Raw genomic sequence first — 23,626 nt, forward strand, 5'->3', positions numbered from 1 at the left:
TCATACTGAAACATGCTAGAATTCAACGTCCTCTTTGGTTTTTCACTGCCTTCATTTGTACTCGCGACTACCCATGACTTCTGAAATTTCCCTCATCCAACAAATTGATGCCCTATTGCCACAAACTCAATGTGGACTTTGTGGACACCGAGACGGCTGCTTACCCTATGCCAAAGCCATCAGTGAAGGAGAAGAAGCCAATAAATGTATACCCGGTGGTCAACCTGTGGCAGATTCACTAGCAGCGTTATTAAATCGTCCACACTTAACAGCAGAAGCCAGCGTTTGGCCAATCCAAAGTGATGGACGCCCGCAACGGGTTAAAGCTGTGATTCGTGAAGATGAATGTATTGGTTGTACCAAATGTATTAGTGCCTGCCCTGTTGATGCCATTATTGGCTCAGGCAAATTGATGCATACCGTCTTGACGGATTTATGTACGGGCTGCGAACTCTGCATTCCACCTTGTCCAGTGGATTGTATCGACCTTGTCGAAGAGCTTGATCAAGTGCCATCTGAAGCCGCTCGAATCGCAGAACAGAATGATTTACGTCGCCGCTACTATGCACATATTCAACGTGAGGAAAAGCGCAGAATTCATCGTAAAGGCCCAGTCGTACGTGCTGAAATTGACACGGAACTTTTTGCCCAATTTTCGACCCAGACAGACTCAGTACCGGTCATTGAAGTCGTGGAAAAACCTGCTACGCCAGTCGTGCAGCTCGATGCAAAAACCACCATTGAACTTGCAAAAATTCGTACACAAATTAAGAAATTAGAAAAACAACTGAGTGTTCGAGACGATGCAAAAAAACGTGAGTTACTCCATACGCTCACGCAACAATTAACACAACTGCAAGGGGCTTAATCATGGCTGTTAAAAACATGACTAAGAAGCAAATTCAAACTTTTTTTGAACGCTTACGTGAGCAACGCCCCAACCCGAAAACTGAACTCAATTATAGTAGTCCATTTGAACTTTTAGTGGCTGTTACCCTATCTGCTCAGGCCACAGATGTCAGTGTCAACAAAGCCACAGATAAACTTTTTCCAGTAGCAAATACTCCTGAAGCTATTTATGCGTTAGGTGTTGACGGACTGAAGGAATATATCAAGACCATTGGCCTGTATAACTCAAAAGCGGAAAATGTCATTAAAGCCTGCAAGATGCTCATTGAGAAGCACAACAGCATCGTTCCGAATAATCGTGCAGATTTGGAAGCCTTACCCGGTGTCGGTCGTAAAACTGCAAATGTGGTGCTGAATACTGCTTTTGGACAACCGACCATGGCAGTCGATACGCATATTTTTCGTTTAGGTAATCGTACAGGATTGGCTGTCGGCAAAAATGTTTTGGAAGTCGAACACCGACTCGTCAAAGTCATCCCCAAAGAGTTTATTGTTGATTCACATCATTGGTTGATTCTGCATGGGCGTTATACCTGTATTGCCCGCAAACCCAAATGTAATGAATGTATCGTTTCTGACGTGTGTAACTGGCCTGACCGTTTTGACTTTGGCGCATTAAGACTGATTAAAACCACCCAAATTGAAGATTAATCTCTTCAATTTCGGGGTAGATGGAATTTGTAAGAATCAATTGATCGAGTTGATGCTTAATTTTTATCTTGTTCTTTGTTTTTTTTATCAAACTCTTGCTGCAGCTTTGGATGTAAGCGATATTGCTTCGAGTTCAATTTAGCTTGCTCTGCTTCTTCCACTTGCACCTTACGCAACATTTTAAAGCTGACAAATAATAAGCCCAATAACACCGCCACAGCGATGATGACCATTATAACCAAAGCAAATTTCATAACAGATTCGCCCTAAAAGCCACATAAAAAAAGAGCCCCACTATGCAGTAGGACTCTTTGATTGTCAAAAATTCAAAAAAGTTGAATTATTTAGACTGATCTAAAATCGCGAACAAATCAGTTTGAACTTGATCGATTGGACGAAGACCATTTAATTTGTCATAAGTCGGTGCGTTTTCGCCAGAAGCTGCACGACCTTGGTAAAAACCAACCAATTGCTCAGTTTCAGCGTGGTAAGAACCTAAACGCTTACGAATTGTTGCTTCTTGGTCATCCGGACGTTGAACAAGGTCTTCACCAGTTTCGTCATCTTTACCTTCCACTTTTGGTGGGTTGTAAACGGTGTGATATACACGACCAGATGCAGGGTGTTGACGACGACCAGATAAACGTTGAACGATTTCTTCGTCAGGTACATCGATTTCAATTACATGATCGATGCTGATCCCTTCGTTTTCAAGCGCTTCAGCTTGTGGAATCGTACGCGGGAAACCGTCAAAAATGCAGCCGTTGACACAGTCAGGTTGAGCAATGCGTTCTTTTACAAGACCAATAATAAGCTCATCAGATACAAGGCCGCCATTATCCATGACGCTTTTAGCTTGTAGACCTAATTCAGTACCTTCACGAATCGCAGCACGGAGCATATCACCGGTTGAAATTTGTGGGATATCGTAGCGCTTACAGATCAACTGAGCTTGTGTCCCTTTACCTGCTCCAGGTGGTCCGAGTAATATAATGCGCATAAAAAAACATCCTCATTTTAAACATTGTATATGACGCTATGTAGTGATCTAAACCCAAGATTCAGATCATCTTCCAGCATCTAATTATAAGAAAGCCACAAACAAATGTATTGTACCCGCGATAAAACCGGTTACACCACCCAAGACAATTAAAATCCATTCGTCTTCCTGAAATGCAGGACGTAATAGATTTTGAAATTCTTTCGGTGTTAGCTCACGAATACGGTCTCTAAACATTTGAAAGATTTTCTGTGCACGGCTCGCATTAAACGCAGGGTCGCATACAGGCACCATCGTAATTTCAATTGAGCGATCGATCAAGTCTGTCTTGAGTTTTGCGTACTCTTTTGGACCTAAAGACAACTGTAATGAGGTACGAACCAGTGGAGATTCCATAATTTCATTAATATGACGTTTCACAATGCGACGGGTCTTATCTTTCTTCCCGCCATACATCATTTCGGTCATGATGGATTTTAACGTAATTAGGTCTTCTGTGACTACACTTGCGAATACATCCGAAACTTCTTCTTGGCGTTTCATAAACGCCCCTTGAACATTGTACGTTCCAATACGTGGAATCACAGGTTTAATCCAAGGGAATTTACGATCTTTAGTTAATTCAAACAATTGCAAATACTTAACAGGGTGCGGCTCAATGGGATTAAATACCATCCAGATGGCAATCCAGTTGGTCAAAAATCCCCAGATTGCTGCCCAAAATGGAACCGTCCAATGCCAAGGCACCACAAACCAAACGATCATTTGGAAGATACCAAAGAACATCCCAATCAAGGCACTGATATGCCAAATAAAGTTGATTTCTTTTTGGCCAACTTTAAGGAACATCCGCACCATCAAGAGACGATCCGCTTCCATTTGACTCACCACCATTTCACGCATGTCAACAAGTGACTCTACGTTCATGGTCAGTTCGGTCACGAGTTCTTTTAAGGTATTTGGCAGCTGTTTATGTGCTTGGGCATAAATACGGCGTTTAATCGAATACGGTAAGTTTTCCCAAAGCACCGCATTTCGGTCTAGCATGACTTCATCAATCAAATGTTCAAGTTCAAAGCCAACTTGTTCACCAATGATGCGCGCCATATCCTCAGGATCCATTGCATCCAAAAACTCGCGCAAGGAACCCAATTTAGACAATGTATTATCAGTAATAATGCCAGAAATACGTCCAGCTTTTCTTGGCACAATCCCCTGCCATCCCACGGGTAATGGACCTAAATGGAATCCCCAGAAATTAATCGGGTAAAACACCATTTTCAGTGCCATCCAAACGTGTGCCCAGGTAACGAATGCGGTAACAGGGATAATACTCAGCACAGCCCAAAAATCGGGACGTTGCAAAAAGGTTTGCCACAATTCGTTAACGTACTCAAGCATGCATAACTTCCATATTTAATTTTATTCAGTGAGTGCGGTTATAAAATAAAGTTGATTATTTTCACTACAAACCAAAACTTAAAGTATATGAGATTTGTAGTCTCGGTTCGGTTTCCACAATCACATTACCTGATTTGTCTTCTAATTTTTCACCCGCACCCAAGCCTACACTAAACGTACTAATACGCTCGGCACTCAACATCACATAAGCAAGATCGATACCACCACCTAAACGCGCTTCATCTTCACCATCTACTTTCTTGGAGTCGATGTGGCCCGCATAAGCTCCGATATAATAACCATTTTTATCTTTGCCAGTGAAATGAACGGGGTAACGAAAGCCGACTTGCCCACCAGGTGTTTTATCATCGTTCAAGAAAACACCAGCTTTTGCATAGGCAATGCCATATGGGTTTACCCACTCACCATTCACGTGAATAATTTTTTGAGTAAAACCTGCTCCAACATTCCATGGTTGATAACCCTTACCTGTTAACTTTGCCTCAGGTAAAAATGAATTGTCATTGGCATGTGCGATGCTTCCGAGCATCATAAATGCAAGCAATGGATATAATTTATTCATTGTTTTCACAAACTTCCTTAGTATTATTTTTTGGAATATTCCTTTTTTATACGTTTCGACTTTAGCAGAATAATATGAACTGTTATACACAAAGCCCCATATTTTTCATGTCTGCAAAGTCAAAATATAGACTGCAATCACAGCAGAGTCTTTTTTATTTATCAAAAAAATGTCAGTTGCGCTAGAATATGCCTCTTCCGTTATTTTAGCTCTCAGTCTTTAAGTCGATCGCGTATGAAGCAGCATTATCCTTTAAAAAATGTCCAGCAAGAAAAGCGGATTTATCGTAATCGCGTGGTGATTTCGATAGGGATTGTCTCCTTCTTTATGCTGTTGCTCGTGGCACGTTATGCATATTTGCAAATCAAGAGTTATGAGACCTTTTCGACTGCTGCAGATCAAAACCGAATTCGACTGCAACCACTTGCACCCTCACGTGGTTATATCTATGACCGTAATGGCGTGTTATTAGCCGATAATTATCCGGTTTTCTCGGCAACCATGAGCCGTGCGGATGTTGAAGACATTGATGATACGGTAGAGCGCCTAACGCCTCTGTTAGAACTGACTGATGAAGACATCGAACGTTTCAAAAGTCGGATTAAAACCTCTAAAAAGACTGAACGCGTTTCGATTAAACTGAATTTAAATGAAAATGATATCGCCCGTTTTAGTGAGGTGAAATATCAATTCCCGGGTGTCAATATAGAGACCCAAATGACTCGCTACTATCCACATGGTGAACTGTTTGCCCATGTGATTGGCTACGTAGGTCGTATTAATGACAAAGAACTAAAAACGATTGATAAAGATTTATACGCTGGCTCAAACCTGATCGGTAAAATTGGCGTTGAAAAATCATACGAAGAACTTTTACATGGTATGCCGGGAAATGAGTCGGTTGAAGCCGATGCCTTTGGTAATGTGTTACGACATCTAGGTCGTAAAGATCCGATTCGTGGTAATGACTTATATTTATCCCTAGATTATGGACTGCAAATGGTCGCTTCAGAGCAGCTTGCAGATCGACGTGGTGCAATTGTGGCGATTGACCCACGTACTGGGGAAATTCTTGCTCTTGTGTCCAGTCCTAGTTTTAACCCCAATTTATTTGTTACCGGGATTAGCAGCAAAGATTATTCTGAACTACGTGATAGCCTCGATCAGCCATTATATAACCGTGCTGTGCAAGGGGCTTATCCACCGGGTTCAACGATTAAGCCAATGTTTGGTCTAGGTGGTATTCATTATGGTCTAGTGGATTGGAGTACAGCCATTTCCGATCCGGGCTATTTCACGCTTCCGGGTGACAGCCATCGTTTCCGTGACCACAAAAAAACTGGTCATGGCTCAGTTAATTTACACAAAGCTCAAGTCATTTCCTGCGATACCTACTTCTATGTCTTGTCCTATCGCATGGGCATTGAAAAAATGAATACTTGGATGCGTCAGTTTGGCTTCGGTGAAAAAACCGGTGTAGATTTACCAAGTGAAAGTACGGGGCTATATCCAAATCCTGAATGGAAGCTCCGCACACGGAAGTCCAACTGGCTTAAAGGTGAAACCATTTCTGTCAGTATTGGTCAAGGTGCATTTACAGCAACACCATTACAACTGGCGATGGCAACTGCCATTACCGCTAATCAAGGCTCTCATGTTACACCTCACGTTTTGCGTGAAAGTAAAGGCGCTAAAGTCCACAAAGTACATAACGCCCCGAATGGTCGCATTCAATTTAATGGTAAGCCAGATGATTGGATCAAAATGCGTGATGCCATGATTGATGTGGTTCAAACAGGGACCGGTCGTGGTATTCGTACCCCAATGTATCAAATCGCAGGTAAAACAGGCACCGCACAGGTTAAAAGTATTGCCCAAGGTAAACGCTATAACGAATCTTTATTGACAGAGCGTCAGCTTGACCATGGTTTATTTGTTGGTTTTGCCCCTGCGGAAAAACCTGAAATTGCGATTGCCGTCGTTTGGGAAAATGGTCGTCACGGTGGTTCTGCTGCTCAAATTGCTAAACCAATGTTTGACTACTGGTTATTAACACGTAAAAAGAATCCAATTCGTCCTGCAGGCCATCAAATTAGCGGTGGTCTCATGACTGCAGGTCTAAAACCGAGTGAATTACCAAGCGGCTCAAATATTTTATCAGCCGATCCAAATGCGAGCCCAACAGCTCAGCAGAACAACAGTGCCACTCAACAACCGAATACTGCAAACACAACACCTCGTGCTGCCAGTGCCGCACATGCAACCGATGAGGAATAATTCATGAAAAATCAATTAAGAATCATTGGTGGTGAATGGAAGCGTCGTCAATTACCTTTTGCCAGTATTGACGGTTTACGCCCTACACCTGACCGTGTCCGCGAGACATTATTTAACTGGCTCATGTGGGATGTTCAAAATGCCAAAGTCCTCGACCTCTGTACAGGTTCAGGTGCTTTGTCATTTGAAGCACTCTCGCGTGGTGCAGCAGAAGCTGTTTTAATTGAACCTGATCGCACCCAAGCGAAATTCCTCATGGACAATTTAGAACTCCTAAGGGTCAGTAAACAACGTGTGCAACTTAAAAACATGACGGCTCAACAAGCCATCCCTAACTTGAAAGATCAATTTGATCTGATTTTCTTAGATCCACCGTATAGTCTTGATTTATGGCAAGAACTTGCTGAATTGGTCGATCCCTGCATTGCAGACAATGGTTTAATTTATATCGAAGCTGACCGTGATCTTGCTCAATTAAAACTCCCAAGCACTTGGCAGCAAATCAAACAAACCAAAGCTGGGACGGTGCGTGCAGGCTTATATAAAAAGGCTTAATGTAAATGCACACAAAAAAGGACGTCAATGCGTCCTTTTTTATTACTTGAAAATCGTTAAACCTGTGGTCGAAGTGGACGCTGGCTGTTAAATCCACCCGGGGTTTTAACTTTATCCACGGGCGTCACTTTAGGACGTTGTTGCTGTGGTTTTTGCTGCTGGGGCTTGCTTGTATTGGGTTTAGCTGGCGTCTGAGGCTTTGTGCTTGGACGCTGCACATTTGACGGATGCTGAGATGAAGGTTTCTGTACATTCGGTTTATGCGCATTTGGTTTATATATATCGTCTGGACGACTATTCGAATTCGGTCGTGGTGAGTTTGGTCGATGTTGCGGGCTATTCATTCGACCATATGAACGGTCATAACGCTGACTTGAGTCATAGCGCTGTCCGTATGAACCACCATATTGACCTGAATAACCATATTGATTTGCATAGCCATATTGATTCGAATGGTATCGGCCATCATCAAATGGCGCCACGACACACCCTGTAAATGTAATTGCAACCACAGATAGCAAAGCAACTTGTTTAAGCATGTGTAGCACTCCTCTTTGATGAAGAGCATTTTCACTTATCGAAATGAATTTAATTGGAAGTCTGTGTACATCTGCTGTATTTAAATATTCATGTTCTATTCATGATCTGATGTCCAATTTTGCTACATTTACTCAGTCAGCCACATTTATATAGAAAAATTCACTACAATAGCGCCACGTATTTCAAAGCTGTAATTTAATGACTTGGCTGATTTTTATTCTTGGTGCCATCTTTGCGGGATTCGTACAAGGATTAACAGGGTTTGCATTCGCCCTTATCGCAATGTCATTTTGGGTTTGGATACTTCCCCCGCAAATAGCAGCACCCTTGGTCGTCTGCGCTTCAATTTATAGCCACTTCATTTCATTATCATCAGAACGCAAAAGCATTCCGATCAATAAAAAAATCATTTATCCCTATTTAATTGCAGGAATTTTAGGTGTGCCGCTAGGTACCTATTTATTAGACAGCATTAATCCAGATACATTTAAATTGGTTTTGGGCGCTTTTTTAATGTTTTGGTGCCCAATTTTATTTTTTAATCCAAAATTTTCATTCATCCAAAAAACAGGGAAATGGGCGGATTCTAGTATCGGATATATTGCTGGAATCTTGGGTGGTCTCGGAGGCTTTTGTGGCGCATTACCCTCTGCATGGCTCATGCTGAAAAATACCCCCAAAGCAGAACAGCGCTATATTTTGCGACATTTCAATTTAGCCATTCAGCTCGTCACACTCATCAGCTATCTATTACAAGGAATTATCCATCGTGAACATCTGCCCTATTTAGCCGTGCTTTTGGTGATTATGGCTTTTCCAGTGATTTTTGGTGCCAAACTTTTTTATCGCATTTCAGAACGCCAATTTAAACATATTGTATTAGGTCTTCTATTCTCTTCAGGCTGCTTCTTGGTGACGATGAGTATCTTAACCTGATGACTCCAAACCTAAAGATATTTGTCCAAATTGTTCTAACAAAAAGCCTTTTCAGTTAGACATTCACATCTTGTAACAATGACACAGTTCACATTTAAATAAAAATTAGCCAAATGGTAAAAAAGTAATTAATTTTTCTGACGAAAATTAATAGAATATTGCACCTCATAATTTTGCTTAAAATAAAACCATGAAAAAGTTCATCCTGCTTGCAGGTGTGACTCTGCTTAGCGGCTGTATGTTTGGCACGTCCAGCGAAATTAAAAAAGCTGAAAAACTACTCTCCCATTTTCAATGCAATAATATTGAAAGTTCACATATGACTCATAGCTCGATTACAACTTTCCATGAAGAAAAACTAGCATCAAGCAAACAAAAAGTCGTGTCTTATATCGATAGCTATAAGCAAGGCGAAAAGTTATTTCGTATTCCGCTCATCGATGTGGTTGACCAGCAATACATTATTTATAAGGCGGCATGTCAAAATCTGGGCGGTATTCATCCCGACTTTAATGATTAAAATCAACATAAAAATCTAAACAGAAGAATCTAAACATAAAAAAGGACAGCCGATGCTGTCCTTTTTTATTGGTTTGTTGGATTAGTGATAGCGTGTATCGACACTGAATTTTTCAGGAAATTTGGCATGAATTTGCGCGTAAAAATCCATGATTTCAGCCATATCTTTTTCATAATCGCCTGTAGGATAAACAATTTTACCCACACCCGTTTTTTTCTGCGCATAGTCCATATAGGCTAAAGCAATCGGCACACCTGCTTGCATGGCAACATGATAAAAACCGGTTTTCCACTTCTCTTGTTTGGCGCGTGTCCCTTCAGGCGTTACCAACATGACTAATTTCGGATGATGCTTAAATAAGTCAGCCATGAGCTCAACCATACTTTGACGTGCTTCACCATCTTGTTTTGGACGACGATTAATACCAATTCCGCCCATAGCACGTACAAAAGGCCCAAACGGGAATTTCATATAACTGTCTTTAATCGTGATACGAACATTTACCCCTAAAGCTTTCAGGGCAAGGCGTGCATAAAGTGCATCCCAATTACTGGTATGTGGCGCTGCAATCATGACACATTGGTCAATATTTAAATCCCAATGGTTATCAATTTGCCACCCCATTAAGTTCAGACTTTTTTCCGCTGTTTTTTCAAACACAATTTGCACCGACAGTTTTTTCTATGCCGCAGAGTTTAACAACGCAAAATAATTATAAAAGCCTATATTGTTCAGTTATTCACCAATTAATATATAAATGTCCTTTAGCGTTCACTTTTAGGTAAATCACCAATATTTCACTATTTACGAATTTTTAAAAATCAAATGTCTGTTTTGATGTATTAACCAAACACACAATTGTTAACAAGAATAGGCTATTTTTCTTGAGCAATAAAAGCCACGCTTAGCATTATATTGGGTACGTACGGTGTATAAATCTCATGAAAAAACTAATCCTCGCTCTCTGTATGGTCAGTGCAACCTTAACGGCATGTTCAAAGACTAGCAATGATTCTGAAACTGCGACACCACCAGATAATAACGTCATTGCCAATACCGACGCTGCATCTGAAAGTCCGATTGCCACAGGTGATAACACCGAAAATGCACTTGATTGGGCAGGTGAGTATAAAGGGATTCTACCTTGCCATGATTGCAAAGGGATTGAAACTGAACTTGAACTCAAACTTGATAAGAGCTATGAACTCAGCCAAGAGTTTTTAGGTAAAGCTGCGAACACTGAAAATAAAGTGAAAGGCAGTTTTAAGTTCTTGCCAGATCAACCTGGAATGATTCAACTTGATGCCGAGGGCGACAATCGAATTTACTTTGTAGGTGAAAACTTTATTGAGCTTCGTGGTGATAAAGGTGAAAAACTAGAAATGCCTGAAGTAAATCTTAAACTCACCAAAAAGCTTGATTAGTGTTTTACTCCAACTAGGATTGTTATAAAAAAATCCCCGCAAGTAGCGGGGATTTTTTGTTTAATCTAAATGTATCAACGGGTTAATTATTTTCCGCCAAATACATAAGAAAGACCTACACGACCACCAACTTCGCTACCACCAGCAACACCAATTGCAGCGCTAAGTGAAGTACGGCCATCAGCAAATACGCTTGCAACACCTAGAGCACCTGCAGATTCACCTTCGTAGTGACCAACACCACCAAATACTGCAAATTGACCTGCACCAATGTTAGGAATTTGTTGTTGAGCAGCTAAAGCAATTGCAACACCACGGTAAGCTTTTTCTTCAACTTCGTTCACACGTGAATTTAATTGATCAACACGTGAATTTAAGTTAGCAGCAGTAGTATTGAATTGAGTTAAACGAGCATCAACTTCAACAATTTTAGAGTCTACTTCAGCAACTTTAGCATCGATAGCTTCTGTAGCTCCTGCTACAGCGGTATCAACTGAAGTTTTAATACCATCTACAATACTTACACCACCAATTTGATAGTCAGCAGCATTAATTACACCTGTAGTATTGATACCACTCGCCGTAATTTCTGTTTTTTGAGTACCGTTAGCATCTGTTTTTACAACTTCAGTACCATATTTATTAGAACCGTCTGCATTTTTACCAATTACACCAGTCGCCACAGACTGTTTTGTAACGACTTCTGCATTACCAACTGACTCATCTGCTGTTGCAGTTGCAGAAGTTAAGTTTGTAGTTTCAACAATACCAGCTTGTAACTTCGTTTTGTCAATAGTTGTAACAGCTTCACTATAAGTTACATTTTGATTTGTAACAGTATTATGAATGACAGATTGAGTGTATTCACCAGTCTTATAAGTAGCAGTACCTGAACGATCAGGTAATAAACCTGCTACAGTTGCAGAAGTTACACTCGTTGTAGCTGTTAAATCATAATTACCAGCACCATTTGCAGTGGCAATATAGAATTTAGATGCTACCTCATTACCCGCATCGTCATTGTATACTTCTAAAATTGTTTGACCATTAACCGTATATTGACGTGTTTTTTGCACAGCACTTGTTTCGTTACCTACTAACGATTCATTAGTGATAACACTACCATCATACTGTAGGGCACCTGCACTTAAATTCGCTAGTGCAATACCATTCCCAGTTAATGCTACAAAATTATTACCATCTTTTGCACTTACACCATATATATTTTTTGATACATCTAAAGGCTGACCAGTTACGTCATCATATGCACCAGTATTTCCAATAATACCTGAGTTTACATATTTAGAATTTGAAGTACCTGGAACGATTAGTGTACCTGTAAACTGAGTAGTAACACCTTCTGGATTAATATACGCACCTTGTAATTGTTGATTCAAACCACCAACATTACCTTGATAACCATATACTAAATGTTCATTATTAATTTCTTTTAACTCATAGCCAGTAGTTGTTGTACCAGCTGTAGAATCCATTAATTGACCGCCATTAGATAGCGTGTCAAGTAAAACATCATTACCCTTGTATTCTACTAGTTGATCATTTCCAGCAGCATCTTTAACAAATTCAAAAAAACCTTCAGATGTTTTTGAACCCAACTTTGTTACGCTAACTACTTCTTTACCAGATGCCGTTTTATAGTTAAAAATTTCATAAGTTACTTGAGAACCATTTCCAGTAACTGAAGTAACAGCACCAGTTCCCAAGTCAGCCCAGTTAGTACCTTGATTAAGAACTGGTGAGAACACATAACCTGTACTATTAAACAAACCTTCAGATTGCTGGGTTGGATTTGCATTTTTTGCATTTGCACCAACTGCTAAAAATGCCAAACTTGCTGCCAAAAGTGTTTTCTGAAATTTCATACAAATTCCTTCAATTTTTATAAAAAGACTGGTAGACCCTAGGATGATGTTTACCAGCGAAACTTTTACGAATGCGTACTTATCGTCTGGAGAATCCGCAATTCATAGCCAACCGCCCCTGCGGTGCTGTGGCAATAATATACAAAATGAAACATTAATATCAATCAAAATTTGATTTATTTTTAAATAAAAAATACTTTAATTCCTTTTTTTTCACAAAAAATACTATAATTTATTGTTTTTTTTATATTTTCATATAATGCAATTAATACTAAAGAATTATATTTCCTTTAACTTTTACTTTTTTATCAATCAATATTTGATTACTGGTAAACACATATCGTTATTCTTCCTTACAAAAAATTACTCTTATTTATCAATAATTAGACGAAATATGATTGTTATTTATTTGGCTATTTCCTACAATTGACATTTGAATTTACCGAACTCTTATCGACATTCTGTTACATTTAAGAGTCCTTAATTATTGTAAGCAGAATCAATGAAATATGAGTAATCTACAAGAAAAGTTAGCTTTTAGTGAACGCTTGAAACAGGCACTAATAGATTCAAATCACCCTATTAGCCCAACTTATTTATCAAAAGAGTTTAATCATAGATATGATGGCGCTCCTGTTTCAGTGCAATCGGCAAATAATTGGTTATTAGGTAAAGCGATTCCAAATCAAGATAAACTGGCTATTCTTTCTATTTGGCTCAATGTCACTAGCCAGTGGTTACGCTTTGGCGACAACACATTAGGATCATCCAATCTTGAGTCAAATGATCAATCAGAACTTGATTATTTTTTAAAATTTCGGACATTGAATGCAAGTCAAAAACAAATCATTAAAGATCTAATTGACCAATTCATTCAGAGATAGAAGTATCTTTATTCAATAATTTTAAATATTTTTTATTTTCAACTTCGTAATAATTAATTCTCTCTTCATAGTCACGTATTGTCTTATAAAGCATCTGTAACTCTTTTTTACTCACGAGAATTTTTTCACAATTGGGATCGAATACTTTTGAATGTTTATTCATACATTTTATTCGCTTACCGTCTTGATTTATCATTGCTATTCTTATAAAGAACATATTGATAAAATCATAAATTAAAATTTTAAATATTCCAATATATAAATCATACAAATCAATAACAATTTCTTATTCTCAATATAAAAAATAAAAATGATCATATGTTTTACATTAATTTGCCTCATGTTATTCAGATTAATACAAAATTACAACATACATCACAAAAAAAACCCTGCAAAATGCAGGGTTTTTTATTTAGCAGTAATTAGCTTACATCATACCGCCCATGCCACCCATACCCCCCATATCAGGCATAGCAGGTTTGTCTTCTGGGATTTCAGTAATCATACATTCAGTTGTAAGCATTAAGCCCGCAACAGATGCAGCATGCTCAAGCGCAGAACGTGTTACTTTCGCAGGGTCAAGAATACCCATTTCCAACATATCGCCATACTCTGAAGTCGCAGCGTTATAACCGAAGTTACCTTCACCGTTTTTCACAGCATTGATTACAACTGATGGCTCATCACCAGAGTTTGCAACGATTTGACGAAGCGGTGCTTCAATTGCACGACGTAAAATGTTGATACCAACATTTTGGTCATCGTTAGCACCAGACACACCTTCAAGTGCTTTTGCAGCACGTACAAGTGCAACACCACCACCTGCTACAACACCTTCTTCAACTGCAGCACGAGTTGCATGAAGTGCATCGTCAACGCGATCTTTCTTCTCTTTCATTTCAACTTCAGTTGCAGCGCCGATTTTGATTACAGCAACACCACCTGCCAATTTAGCAACGCGTTCTTGAAGTTTTTCTTTGTCGTATTCTGAAGTTGATTCTTCAATTTGAGCACGAATTTGAGTTACACGTTCAGCAATTTGCTCTGCAACACCTGCACCATCAACAATTACTGTGTTTTCTTTAGAAACAGTAACTTTATGCGCTGTACCTAAGTGCTCAAGTGTAGTTTGGTCTAAAGACATACCAACCTCTTCAGAAACTACAGTCGCGCCAGTTAAAATCGCGATGTCTTGAAGCATCGCTTTACGACGATCACCAAAACCAGGTGCTTTAACAGCACAAACTTTGATAATGCCACGCATGTTGTTTACAACAAGAGTTGCAAGTGCTTCACCTTCAACATCTTCAGCAATAATAAGAAGCGGTTTACCTGTTTTAGCAACAGCTTCAAGTACAGCAATTAATTCGCGGATGTTGCTGATTTTTTTATCAACAAGAAGAATGTATGGGTTTTCAAGTTCAGCTGTTAGTGTATCTTGTTTGTTTGCAAAGTACGGGCTGATGTAACCACGGTCAAACTGCATACCCTCTACAACATCTAGAGAATCTTCAAAGCCTGAACCCTCTTCAACTGTAATTACACCCTCTTTACCAACTTTTTCCATTGCTTGAGCAATAAGTTTACCAACAGTGGTGTCAGAGTTCGCAGAAATAGAACCTACTTGTTCAATCGCTTTAGAGTCAGAAGCAGGTTTTGCAGTCGCTTTAATTTCAGCAACTACAGCTTTAACCGCGATGTCGATACCGCGTTTAAGATCCATTGGGTTCATACCCGCAGTTACTGATTTAATCCCTTCATTAAGGATTGCTTGTGCAAGAACAGTTGCAGTTGTTGTACCGTCACCCGCGATGTCGTTGGTTTTTGAAGACACTTCACGAACTAGCTGAGCGCCCATGTTTTCAAACTTGTCTTTTAACGTGATTTCTTTAGCAACAGAAACACCATCTTTAGTGATGTGCGGCGCACCGAAAGAACGGTCGATGACAACGTTACGGCCTTTAGGACCTAAAGTGACTTTTACAGCATCTGCAAGTACATTTACACCCGCGATCATTTTTGAACGCGCTGAATCACCAAATTTTACGTCTTTAGCTGACATGTCTAACTCCGAATCTTTTTAAAATTTTTAACAATTTATGATGAATAAAAGGGTCTAAATGCGTGTACGAAACTTAAGCTTCAAGTACCGCTAAGATGTCAGACTCTTTCATAATAAGAAGCTCTTCGCCTGCTACTTTTACTTTTGTACCGGCATAAGTGCCAAACAATACGTTGTCACCAACTTTAACGTCTAATGCACGTACGCCATTGTCAGTTACTTTGCCATTACCTACAGCGATTACTTCGCCTTGAGCAGGTTGTTCAGCTGCTGAAGTACTTAAAATAAGACCACCAGCAGTTTTAGTTTCCTTTTCAACACGGCGAATCACAACGTTGTCATGCAAAGGACGAATATTGCTCATAGTTAACTCCAGACTAAGTCTATTTACTAGATAAAAGACGATGACATTTTGATTTCCGTAAGCCATCGACAAAAAATAATTTAGATGACACTTTTGTGGGGATGGAAAAAAACCCTTCAAGGGCAAAATTTAATTTTTTTCATTTTTTTGTATTTTTTTTCTTCAAAATTTAAATTTAAAGGATTAAAGCTCATCCAAAATATGAGTACTAAGATTTTCTTCGAATATTTTCAACTTTGAATGATAAAAATAATGCTGCACATTCATCTGCTCATCAATGACATTAAAACTGTTGGCAAGGTTATCGTGTAGGCGATATGACGTTGCAGTTCCAGCATGAATATCCCAAACTGGATGCGCAGCACCTAAAGCATAAATCTGATTGAGGTCATAGCTGGCTGGAACATGTAAATGTCCATGCAATAAACCATTTAAACCGTGTTGACTCCACTGTTCGAGTGCCAAACGCCCTTGAACAGGACAATCTTTCACACCATGCGGGTCATTGGGCGGCGTATAAAAAGGTTGATGCGCTATGATTAATTTCACTTTATTGGGCGGCGCATGTTTAAGTAAATCATCAACATAATGTATTTGCTCGAGCGATACATGCCCTCGCGTATGGTAACGACGACGAATACTATTGATCCCAATTAAATAAAAATGCTCGGTTTCCAGTACATTTTCCATGGCACCAAAAAAAAGTTGATAACGTGCAAAAGGGCTAAAAACACGGTTCCATAAATGATATAGCGGAATATCATGATTCCCCGGCACAACGATATATGGCAAATTTAAGCTTTCTAAAAATTGCTTACATGCATAAAACTGACGATAACGCGCACGTTGGGTCAAGTCTCCACTGGCAACCACGGCCTCGATACGCTGTTCACGACAAAATTGCTGAATAGCGCGCATACACTCTGGCTTTTCAGTGCCGAAATGCAGATCAGACAGATGCAGTATCATGTGGCACCCGTATCTTTAAGGCTTGTTTTTGCACTCGAATTTTAAGCGGCGGTTTCATTTCTACAATCTCACCATCCACAGCAACGGTCATTTTTTTTCGTTGGGTATGTATTGTGACTTCATCAGCGGCAAAACTATACACATCTGGTGCATTGTCGATATTGCCACGGATCAATTGCCATAAAATTTTAAATAACGTTTTCTTATCACTTTTTGCGACAACCACACCTGCAACTTTACCTGCCTCTGCATCTTTAGCGATTTGCAAGTTTAAATCGGCCAATTGCAATTGATTATTGCCAAAAAAGATCAAGGGCGTTTTGACTGGATAAATATGATGATCCACTTCTACTTCCAATTTCAGCTCTTTACGATCTCGAATCAGCACATCCAAACCTGAGGTATAAGCATGCAATGGGAAACGCCCAAACTTTTGATTATAAAATTCTCTTTTTTGTATAAATAAAGGATACAAGCCCAAACTGGCATTGTTTAAATAGATATGTTCATTGATTTGCGCCACGTGCACCTGTCGATTATTGCCTGTCGCAATCACCTGTGCCGCTTGAATTAAATCAAGAGGAATATTAAGGACGCGCGCCACATAGTTAAATGTGCCTAAAGGTAAGATCCCCATAGGAATATCGGTATGCATTAACTGATGTGCAACAGCATTTAAGGTTCCATCACCACCTGCTGCAACGACAACACCCAAATTATCAGGGTCTTGATGGCGCGCAAACACCTTGCTCATTAAAGTATCAAAACTCGCTTCCTGCCCAAGCTCAAATGACTGTATTTCGAAATTATGATCGGATAATATCCGCACAAGTTCCTCGTAGACTTCATCTTTATTTGCAGCATGAAATCCTGATTTTTTATTATAGATAATAGATAAAGGCTTGGCTTGTTTAATCACTTTTTATACATCTTGGCCGCTTAGTATTGTATTTTGTCGAATTTAACAGCAAATAATAGCGCCTTTATGTAAAAATCGAATTACCACCATTTATTTAATCAATAATAATTCTCAAATATCAATTACATGCAACTTTTTGTTTTTATTAAAAATAACTATATAAAATATTGTCCATCACGTTAATAAATAAAGTGAAAATTCACCACTTAACATGTTAAGTTATTGTATTTTATCTATATTTAATATAAATAGCATTAACTACCAAAAAAAATCTACCACTTCTTTAGTCTTATTTTTTTTATGATTTTATGCTTTAATACAGCCACTTTTTTTTCATCTTTTATCTGCATGATGTATCCCATGATGCAGATTATACTTTGTACGGTTAGTACATTTTTGAGATAGGCCTCACCATGACCCAAGTGAACGCACCAGAATTCGTTCGTCACCCTAAGCTCATTGCTTGGGTGGAAGAAATTGCCAAATTAACCAAACCAGCAAAAATCGAATGGTGTGACGGTAGCGCAGAAGAATATCAACGTTATATCGACTTGATGATCGCTAACGGCACTATGCAAGAACTTAACCAAGAAAAACATCCTGGTTCTTACCTTGCTAATTCTGATCCTTCTGACGTTGCTCGTGTTGAAGGTCGTACTTACATCTGTTCTGAAAAACAAGAAGATGCAGGCGCAACAAACAACTGGGAAGCTCCAGCTGAAATGCGTGCTCGTCTGAATGGTTTATTTGACGGTTCAATGAAAGGCCGTACTTTATACGTAGTTCCTTTCTCTATGGGTCCTTTAGGTTCTCATATTGCTCACATCGGTATCGAACTTACTGATTCTCCTTACGTTGCTGTAAGCATGTCTAAAATGGCTCGTATGGGTAAAGCTGTTTATGACGTACTTGGTACTGACGGTGACTTCATTCCTTGCGTACACACTGTTGGTGCACCGCTTGAAGAAGGTCAAAAAGACGTTGCTTGGCCTTGCAACCCTGAAAAATACATCGTTCATTACCCAGAAACTCGTGAAATCTGGTCTTACGGTTCTGGTTACGGCGGTAACGCATTGTTGGGTAAAAAATGCCTAGCTTTACGTATTGCATCTTCTATGGGTCGTCAACAAGGTTGGTTAGCTGAACACATGCTCATCCTTGGCGTGACAAACCCACAAGGCGAAAAACACTACATCGCAGCTGCATTCCCTTCTGCTTGTGGTAAAACAAACTTCGCGATGTTGATTCCACCAGCGGGTTACGAAGGTTGGAAAATTGAAACTGTAGGTGACGATATTGCTTGGATCAAACCAGGTGAAGATGGTCGTTTATATGCAATCAACCCTGAAGCTGGTTTCTTCGGTGTAGCACCTGGTACAAATACCAAGACTAACCCGAACTGTATGGCGACTCTTCATAAAGACGTAATCTATACCAACGTTGCTGTAACTGACGAAGGTGAAGTATGGTGGGAAGGTCTTACTAAAGAAGCGCCTGCTAACTTGACTAACTGGAAAGGTCAACCACACACCGGCGAAGAAAAAGCAGCTCATCCAAATGCTCGTTTCACTGTTTCAGCTGGTCAATGTCCTTCTATTGATGCTGACTGGGAAAATCCAGCAGGTGTTCCAATTTCTGCGTTCATCTTCGGTGGTCGTCGTGCAGACACAGTGCCTCTAATTTCAGAAGCATTTGACTGGGTTGACGGTGTTTACAAAGCTGCAACTATGGGCTCTGAAACAACTGCTGCTGCTGTTGGTCAACAAGGTATCGTTCGTCGTGACCCATTCGCAATGCTTCCATTTGCGGGTTACAACATGGCTGACTACTTCTCTCACTGGTTAGAACTTGGTGAAGAAGTTGCTGCTAAAGCTAAAGCTGCTGGCAATAAACTTCCTGGTATCTACAACGTGAACTGGTTCCGTCGTGATGCTGAAGGTAACTTTGTATGGCCTGGTTTCGGTCAAAACATGCGTGTTCTTGAGTGGATCATTGACCGTTGTGAAGGTCGTGCAGACGCTGTTGAAACACCTATCGGCCTTGTTCCAACATACGAACAATTGAACTGGACTGGTTCAGACTTCACTAAAGAGCAATTCGAGCTTGTAACTTCTCAAGATAAAGATCAATGGATCAAAGAACTTGAAAGCCACACTGAATTGTTCAACAAACTTGGTGATCGCTTACCAAAAGCACTTAAAGTACGTCAAGACGAACTTTTAGAAGCTGTAAAAAAATCTGCTTAATCGACCTTTAATTTCCCTCCTTTAAAAGAGGGATTAAGAAAGATTTAAAAGACCGCCTTGCGCGGTCTTTTTTTATACCAACTAAGCCACATCTTGAGCTTTTTGCTTTATACGTATTGCCATTAAGTACTCGTCCAAAACATCAACTTCAAATGCAGTGAATTGCAAATATAAGTTTGTGCGTCTTTGCAAAATATCTTCAGAGCTTCTCGCCCACTCATGCTCAACCAAATAATCTACTTCTTGGGCATACAAGCCATGCCCGAAGTTTTGCCCAAGCTCATCAATCGAAGTTAAATGATTCAGCAAAATCCAGACACGTGTTCCATAAGCATGCGCCCAACGACTTGCTAGACTGTTTGAAACACCTTTAACATTTTGTTGGATTTCAGCTATCAACTGCTCGATTGATTCTAAATTTTCCGCACCAGGTAATGCTGTATCAGCAGTCCACGGTTTGGATCGATGATGAAAAACCGTTTTAAGCTGATCTAATGCCGCTTCTGCAAGTTTTCGGTAAGTGGTGAGCTTGCCACCAAAGATTGAAAGTAATGCTGCACCTTCTACATCGGTCAGTGCTAAGGTGTAATCTCGCGTGACTGCAGCTGGATTATCTGACTCATCATCACACAGCGGACGCACACCTGAATAAGTTGAAATGATGTCCGTTTGCGTCAATTGAGTTTTAAAGTGATCATTTGACACATCAAGCAAGTAATCGATTTCTTCTTGGCTTATCTTTACTCGATTTGGGTCTGCTTGATATTCACGATCTGTCGTGCCGATCAGGGTATATTGTTCTAAATAAGGAATCGCAAAGACAATGCGGTGATCATCATTTTGCATAATAAAAGCTTTATCACCTTCAAAGAGCTTTGGAACGATGATATGGCTACCTTGTATTAAACGTATACCATAAGGTGACTCTTGCTTTAAACCCTGTTTTATAAAGTCAGCAACCCAAGGACCTGCCGCATTCACCAATACTTTAGCCTGCACATTTTGCAAACCGTTGGCATTTTTTAAACACACTTGCCAAATGCCAGCTTTACTGTATGCATTTAAACATTCTGTTCGAGTCAGAACCTGTGCACCATATTCCCGTGCTTGTATCGCATTGAGTACAACCAAGCGTGCATCATCCACAGCGCAGTCGGAATATTCAAACCCCCGAGTAAATCTGGGTGCTAAAGGACTAACATCCACATCAAATTCAATACCATTGGAGCCTGCAAGCTGTTCACGTTTACCCAAATAATCATAAAAGAATAATCCAGTACGAATTAGCCAAGCCGGTCGTAAATGCGGTTCATGTGGCATGATAAAACGCATCGGTCGAATAATATGGGGGGCTTTTTTAAGGAGAACTTCGCGTTCTGCGAGTGCTTCACGTACTAAACGAAATTCTTTATGCTCTAAATAGCGAAGACCACCATGAATTAATTTACTACTTGCAGATGAAGTATGGCTCGCGAGATCGTCTTTTTCGCAAAGCAAAACACTTAAACCACGCCCCGCTGCATCACAAGCAATACCAACACCATTGATTCCACCACCAATGACCACCATGTCATATATTAATTGCTGTTGTGTATTCATCGCTCCCTCCCACTATATCTTTTTATTCAACAATGCTTCGTTTTCTTTGCTTTATTATTTTTCTCATTGATCATCATTTTTTGATCCAGATACCTATTTTAGTCACAACATCCTGACACTGAGTTTTTGTATCCTTTATTAAATGAGAAGTTATATTTTAAATGTACGTTTAAACAATTGCTGGCTCAAGCATGAAATCAATCATTTTATAGTACAAATCCTTATTCAAAGCAAAATTCATGACAAGCCGTTGATTTGTACACTTTTTCAACAAAACCTCTTTTTTAGTTTACATTTCATACTTTTCGATACGCATAAGATATTTTCACACAATAAAAAAAGATGGATTTTAAAATGACGGAAGAAATTGTTCCTCAATCAAATTTAGATACAAAGACCCGAGTAAAATCCATTCTCGGTGGTTCAGCAGGCAATCTTGTTGAATGGTACGATTGGTATGTCTATGCGGCATTCACCCTCTATTTCGCCCATGCTTTTTTCCCTCAAGGCAGCCAGACCGCACAACTTCTCCAAGCCGCGGCCATCTTTGCAGTGGGCTTCCTCATGCGGCCCATTGGTGCATGGATTATGGGGATCTATTCAGACAAAAAAGGTCGAAAGTCAGGTTTAACCCTCTCCGTCACACTCATGTGTATCGGCTCATTGATGATTGCCATTTCTCCAACACATGACCAAATTGGCATCATGGCACCGATTATTCTTGTGGTAGCTCGACTGATTCAAGGCTTAAGTGTCGGCGGTGAATATGGCGCCAGTGCGACCTACCTCAGTGAAATGGCTGACCGCGACCGTCGTGGTTTTTTTTCAAGCTTTCAATATGTGACACTGATTGCAGGTCAGTTGACTGCACTGTGCGTACTACTTATTTTGCAATGGTTGCTGACAGAAGAACAATTGCATGATTGGGGCTGGCGTATTCCGTTCTTTATCGGTGCGTGTTTAGCGGTAGTGGTTTTCCGTATTCGACGTGGCCTGCTAGAAACCCAATCCTTTAAAAATGCACAAGAGCAAAAAGACCAACCTGAATCTGGCTTATTTTCTCTATTTAAACATTATCCGAAAGAAGCCTTCACGGTGTTATTTTTAACAGCTGGAGGTACATTGGCTTTTTATACCTACACCACCTATTTGCAAAAATATCTGGTCAATACCTCTGGCTTTAGTAAACCTGAGGCCACACAAATTACCACCTTAGCGCTGTTTATTTTTATGTGCTTACAGCCACTTGCAGGCGGCCTATCCGACAAAATTGGTCGTAAACCTCTAATGATCGCTTTTGGGATCTTAGGTGTGCTGTTCACCTATGTTCTATTTAGTGCCTTAGGACAAACTCAAGATTATTGGACCGCATTTTGGCTCTGTCTCGCAGGTCTAGTGATTGTCACGGGATACACCTCGATCAATGCGGTTGTAAAAGCAGAAATGTTCCCTGCACATATTCGCGCATTGGGTGTTGCGCTGCCTTATGCACTTGCAAATACCATCTTTGGTGGTACGGCAGAATTCTTTGCGCTAAGTTTTAAAGAAGCTGGTCACGAGTCATGGTTCTTCATCTATGTGACCATCATGATTTTTATTTCGTTATTGGTCTACATCTTTATGAAAGACACCAAACACCATTCCAAAATTCAGGAGCATTGATCAGAATTATTTGATGATGACTTATTGATCAAGCTGATCAAAAACAGCATGTTTTCCCCATCAAAGCCTCAATCTATGAGGCTTTGTTGTTTTCATTTAGTCGTGAAAAATGTATCTGGTCAAAAATATCGCATTTTATAGACTAAAGTCGCATGATTTTCTGCAATAACAGGAGTATAAATTAAATAAATATAGTTCCATCTCCCATTTCGACAAAATATATTGATTTAAACTTTTCCCAA

The 23,626-nt window shown here is 39.8% G+C and carries 22 protein-coding genes; 10 read left to right on the forward strand and 12 right to left on the reverse strand.

Translation table 11 applies throughout. From position 1 onward, the window contains the following. Window positions 1-73: 73 nt before the first annotated feature. Both MST18_RS10935 and nth read left to right on the forward strand, forming a co-directional pair. Window positions 74-868 (forward strand): RnfABCDGE type electron transport complex subunit B, encoded by a 795-nt coding sequence (locus tag MST18_RS10935; RefSeq protein WP_180073237.1) that lies wholly within the window; start codon window positions 74-76, stop codon window positions 866-868. 2 nt (window positions 869-870) lie between these two features. Then, the gene (nth, locus tag MST18_RS10940; RefSeq protein WP_180133632.1) at window positions 871-1,560 is read left to right on the forward strand and encodes an endonuclease III; all 690 of its coding nucleotides are present in this window, start codon (window positions 871-873) and stop codon (window positions 1,558-1,560) included. Between the two features lie 56 nt (window positions 1,561-1,616). Here nth and MST18_RS10945 read toward each other — a convergent pair whose 3' ends face one another. From MST18_RS10945 to MST18_RS10960, 4 genes are all read right to left on the reverse strand, one after another. After that, entirely contained in the window at window positions 1,617-1,814 is a 198-nt protein-coding gene (locus tag MST18_RS10945) for a hypothetical protein (protein ID WP_180063484.1), read from the reverse strand. A gap of 86 nt (window positions 1,815-1,900) precedes the next feature. After that, window positions 1,901-2,560, reverse strand: coding sequence for an adenylate kinase (gene adk / locus MST18_RS10950; protein WP_078189866.1), 660 nt, complete (start codon window positions 2,558-2,560; stop codon window positions 1,901-1,903). Window positions 2,561-2,644: 84 nt separating this feature from the next. Further along, on the reverse strand, window positions 2,645-3,961 hold the full coding sequence (locus MST18_RS10955) for a hypothetical protein (RefSeq protein WP_218948322.1): 1,317 nt from the start codon (window positions 3,959-3,961) through the stop codon (window positions 2,645-2,647). Between the two features lie 64 nt (window positions 3,962-4,025). Next, the gene (locus MST18_RS10960) at window positions 4,026-4,544 is read right to left on the reverse strand and encodes a hypothetical protein (protein WP_078192958.1); all 519 of its coding nucleotides are present in this window, start codon (window positions 4,542-4,544) and stop codon (window positions 4,026-4,028) included. Window positions 4,545-4,778: 234 nt separating this feature from the next. Between MST18_RS10960 and mrdA the strand changes: the two genes are divergently transcribed. Together mrdA and rsmD are read left to right on the forward strand one after the other, a co-directional pair. Next, entirely contained in the window at window positions 4,779-6,821 is a 2,043-nt protein-coding gene (gene mrdA / locus MST18_RS10965; RefSeq protein WP_180111626.1) for a penicillin-binding protein 2, read from the forward strand. Between the two features lie 3 nt (window positions 6,822-6,824). Beyond that, a complete protein-coding gene (gene rsmD / locus MST18_RS10970; protein WP_078189870.1) occupies window positions 6,825-7,376 on the forward strand; it encodes a 16S rRNA (guanine(966)-N(2))-methyltransferase RsmD in 552 nt (183 codons plus the stop codon). A 56-nt stretch (window positions 7,377-7,432) separates the two neighbouring features. Here the strand turns inward: rsmD and MST18_RS10975 are convergent, their stop codons facing one another. Further along, a complete protein-coding gene (locus MST18_RS10975; protein WP_180133631.1) occupies window positions 7,433-7,915 on the reverse strand; it encodes a hypothetical protein in 483 nt (160 codons plus the stop codon). Between the two features lie 199 nt (window positions 7,916-8,114). Here MST18_RS10975 and MST18_RS10980 point away from each other — a divergent pair, with 199 nt between their 5' ends. Next, complete coding sequence (locus MST18_RS10980) at window positions 8,115-8,852, forward strand: sulfite exporter TauE/SafE family protein (RefSeq protein WP_180133630.1); 738 nt, start codon at window positions 8,115-8,117, stop codon at window positions 8,850-8,852. A gap of 190 nt (window positions 8,853-9,042) precedes the next feature. After that, the gene (locus tag MST18_RS10985; protein WP_180024138.1) at window positions 9,043-9,372 is read left to right on the forward strand and encodes a hypothetical protein; all 330 of its coding nucleotides are present in this window, start codon (window positions 9,043-9,045) and stop codon (window positions 9,370-9,372) included. Window positions 9,373-9,453: 81 nt separating this feature from the next. On the opposite strand, the gene MST18_RS10990 is transcribed toward MST18_RS10985, so the two are convergent. Beyond that, on the reverse strand, window positions 9,454-10,032 hold the full coding sequence (locus MST18_RS10990; RefSeq protein WP_171262613.1) for a 1-acyl-sn-glycerol-3-phosphate acyltransferase: 579 nt from the start codon (window positions 10,030-10,032) through the stop codon (window positions 9,454-9,456). A gap of 281 nt (window positions 10,033-10,313) precedes the next feature. Between MST18_RS10990 and MST18_RS10995 the strand changes: the two genes are divergently transcribed. Beyond that, window positions 10,314-10,796 carry a copper resistance protein NlpE gene (locus tag MST18_RS10995; protein WP_180133629.1) on the forward strand — a complete coding sequence of 161 codons (483 nt, stop codon included), beginning with the start codon at window positions 10,314-10,316 and terminating at the stop codon, window positions 10,794-10,796. An 86-nt stretch (window positions 10,797-10,882) separates the two neighbouring features. Here the strand turns inward: MST18_RS10995 and MST18_RS11000 are convergent, their stop codons facing one another. Beyond that, window positions 10,883-12,679: a YadA-like family protein gene (locus MST18_RS11000; protein ID WP_180133628.1), complete on the reverse strand. Its 1,797-nt coding sequence runs from the start codon at window positions 12,677-12,679 to the stop codon at window positions 10,883-10,885. Between the two features lie 509 nt (window positions 12,680-13,188). Here MST18_RS11000 and MST18_RS11005 point away from each other — a divergent pair. Further along, entirely contained in the window at window positions 13,189-13,563 is a 375-nt protein-coding gene (locus tag MST18_RS11005) for a hypothetical protein (RefSeq protein ID WP_180024135.1), read from the forward strand. Window positions 13,564-13,990: 427 nt separating this feature from the next. Here MST18_RS11005 and groL read toward each other — a convergent pair whose 3' ends face one another. The 4 genes from groL to MST18_RS11025 all read right to left on the reverse strand — a co-directional run bounded on the left by groL (window position 13,991) and on the right by MST18_RS11025 (window position 17,877). Then, window positions 13,991-15,625 (reverse strand): chaperonin GroEL, encoded by a 1,635-nt coding sequence (gene groL, locus MST18_RS11010; RefSeq protein WP_078192965.1) that lies wholly within the window; start codon window positions 15,623-15,625, stop codon window positions 13,991-13,993. 73 nt (window positions 15,626-15,698) lie between these two features. Further along, complete coding sequence (gene groES / locus MST18_RS11015; protein WP_078192966.1) at window positions 15,699-15,989, reverse strand: co-chaperone GroES; 291 nt, start codon at window positions 15,987-15,989, stop codon at window positions 15,699-15,701. A gap of 183 nt (window positions 15,990-16,172) precedes the next feature. Further along, on the reverse strand, window positions 16,173-16,958 hold the full coding sequence (locus tag MST18_RS11020; protein ID WP_180121720.1) for a metallophosphoesterase: 786 nt from the start codon (window positions 16,956-16,958) through the stop codon (window positions 16,173-16,175). Further along, window positions 16,939-17,877 carry a diacylglycerol kinase family protein gene (locus MST18_RS11025; RefSeq protein WP_180121718.1) on the reverse strand — a complete coding sequence of 313 codons (939 nt, stop codon included), beginning with the start codon at window positions 17,875-17,877 and terminating at the stop codon, window positions 16,939-16,941. Before MST18_RS11025 ends, MST18_RS11020 begins: the two co-directional genes overlap by 20 nt. 413 nt (window positions 17,878-18,290) lie before the next feature. On the opposite strand from MST18_RS11025, the gene MST18_RS11030 reads away from it, so the two are divergent. Further along, complete coding sequence (locus MST18_RS11030) at window positions 18,291-20,123, forward strand: phosphoenolpyruvate carboxykinase (GTP) (protein WP_180007483.1); 1,833 nt, start codon at window positions 18,291-18,293, stop codon at window positions 20,121-20,123. A gap of 81 nt (window positions 20,124-20,204) precedes the next feature. Here the strand turns inward: MST18_RS11030 and glpD are convergent, their stop codons facing one another. Further along, window positions 20,205-21,722 (reverse strand): glycerol-3-phosphate dehydrogenase, encoded by a 1,518-nt coding sequence (glpD, locus tag MST18_RS11035; protein WP_180024132.1) that lies wholly within the window; start codon window positions 21,720-21,722, stop codon window positions 20,205-20,207. A 342-nt stretch (window positions 21,723-22,064) separates the two neighbouring features. Between glpD and MST18_RS11040 the strand changes: the two genes are divergently transcribed. Further along, window positions 22,065-23,384 (forward strand): MFS transporter, encoded by a 1,320-nt coding sequence (locus tag MST18_RS11040; protein ID WP_180133627.1) that lies wholly within the window; start codon window positions 22,065-22,067, stop codon window positions 23,382-23,384. Window positions 23,385-23,626: the final 242 nt, after the last annotated feature.

Origin of the sequence: Acinetobacter sp. YH12068_T (assembly GCF_024606005.1) — a bacterium.
GTDB classification, from domain to species: Bacteria; Pseudomonadota; Gammaproteobacteria; order Pseudomonadales; family Moraxellaceae; genus Acinetobacter; species Acinetobacter amyesii.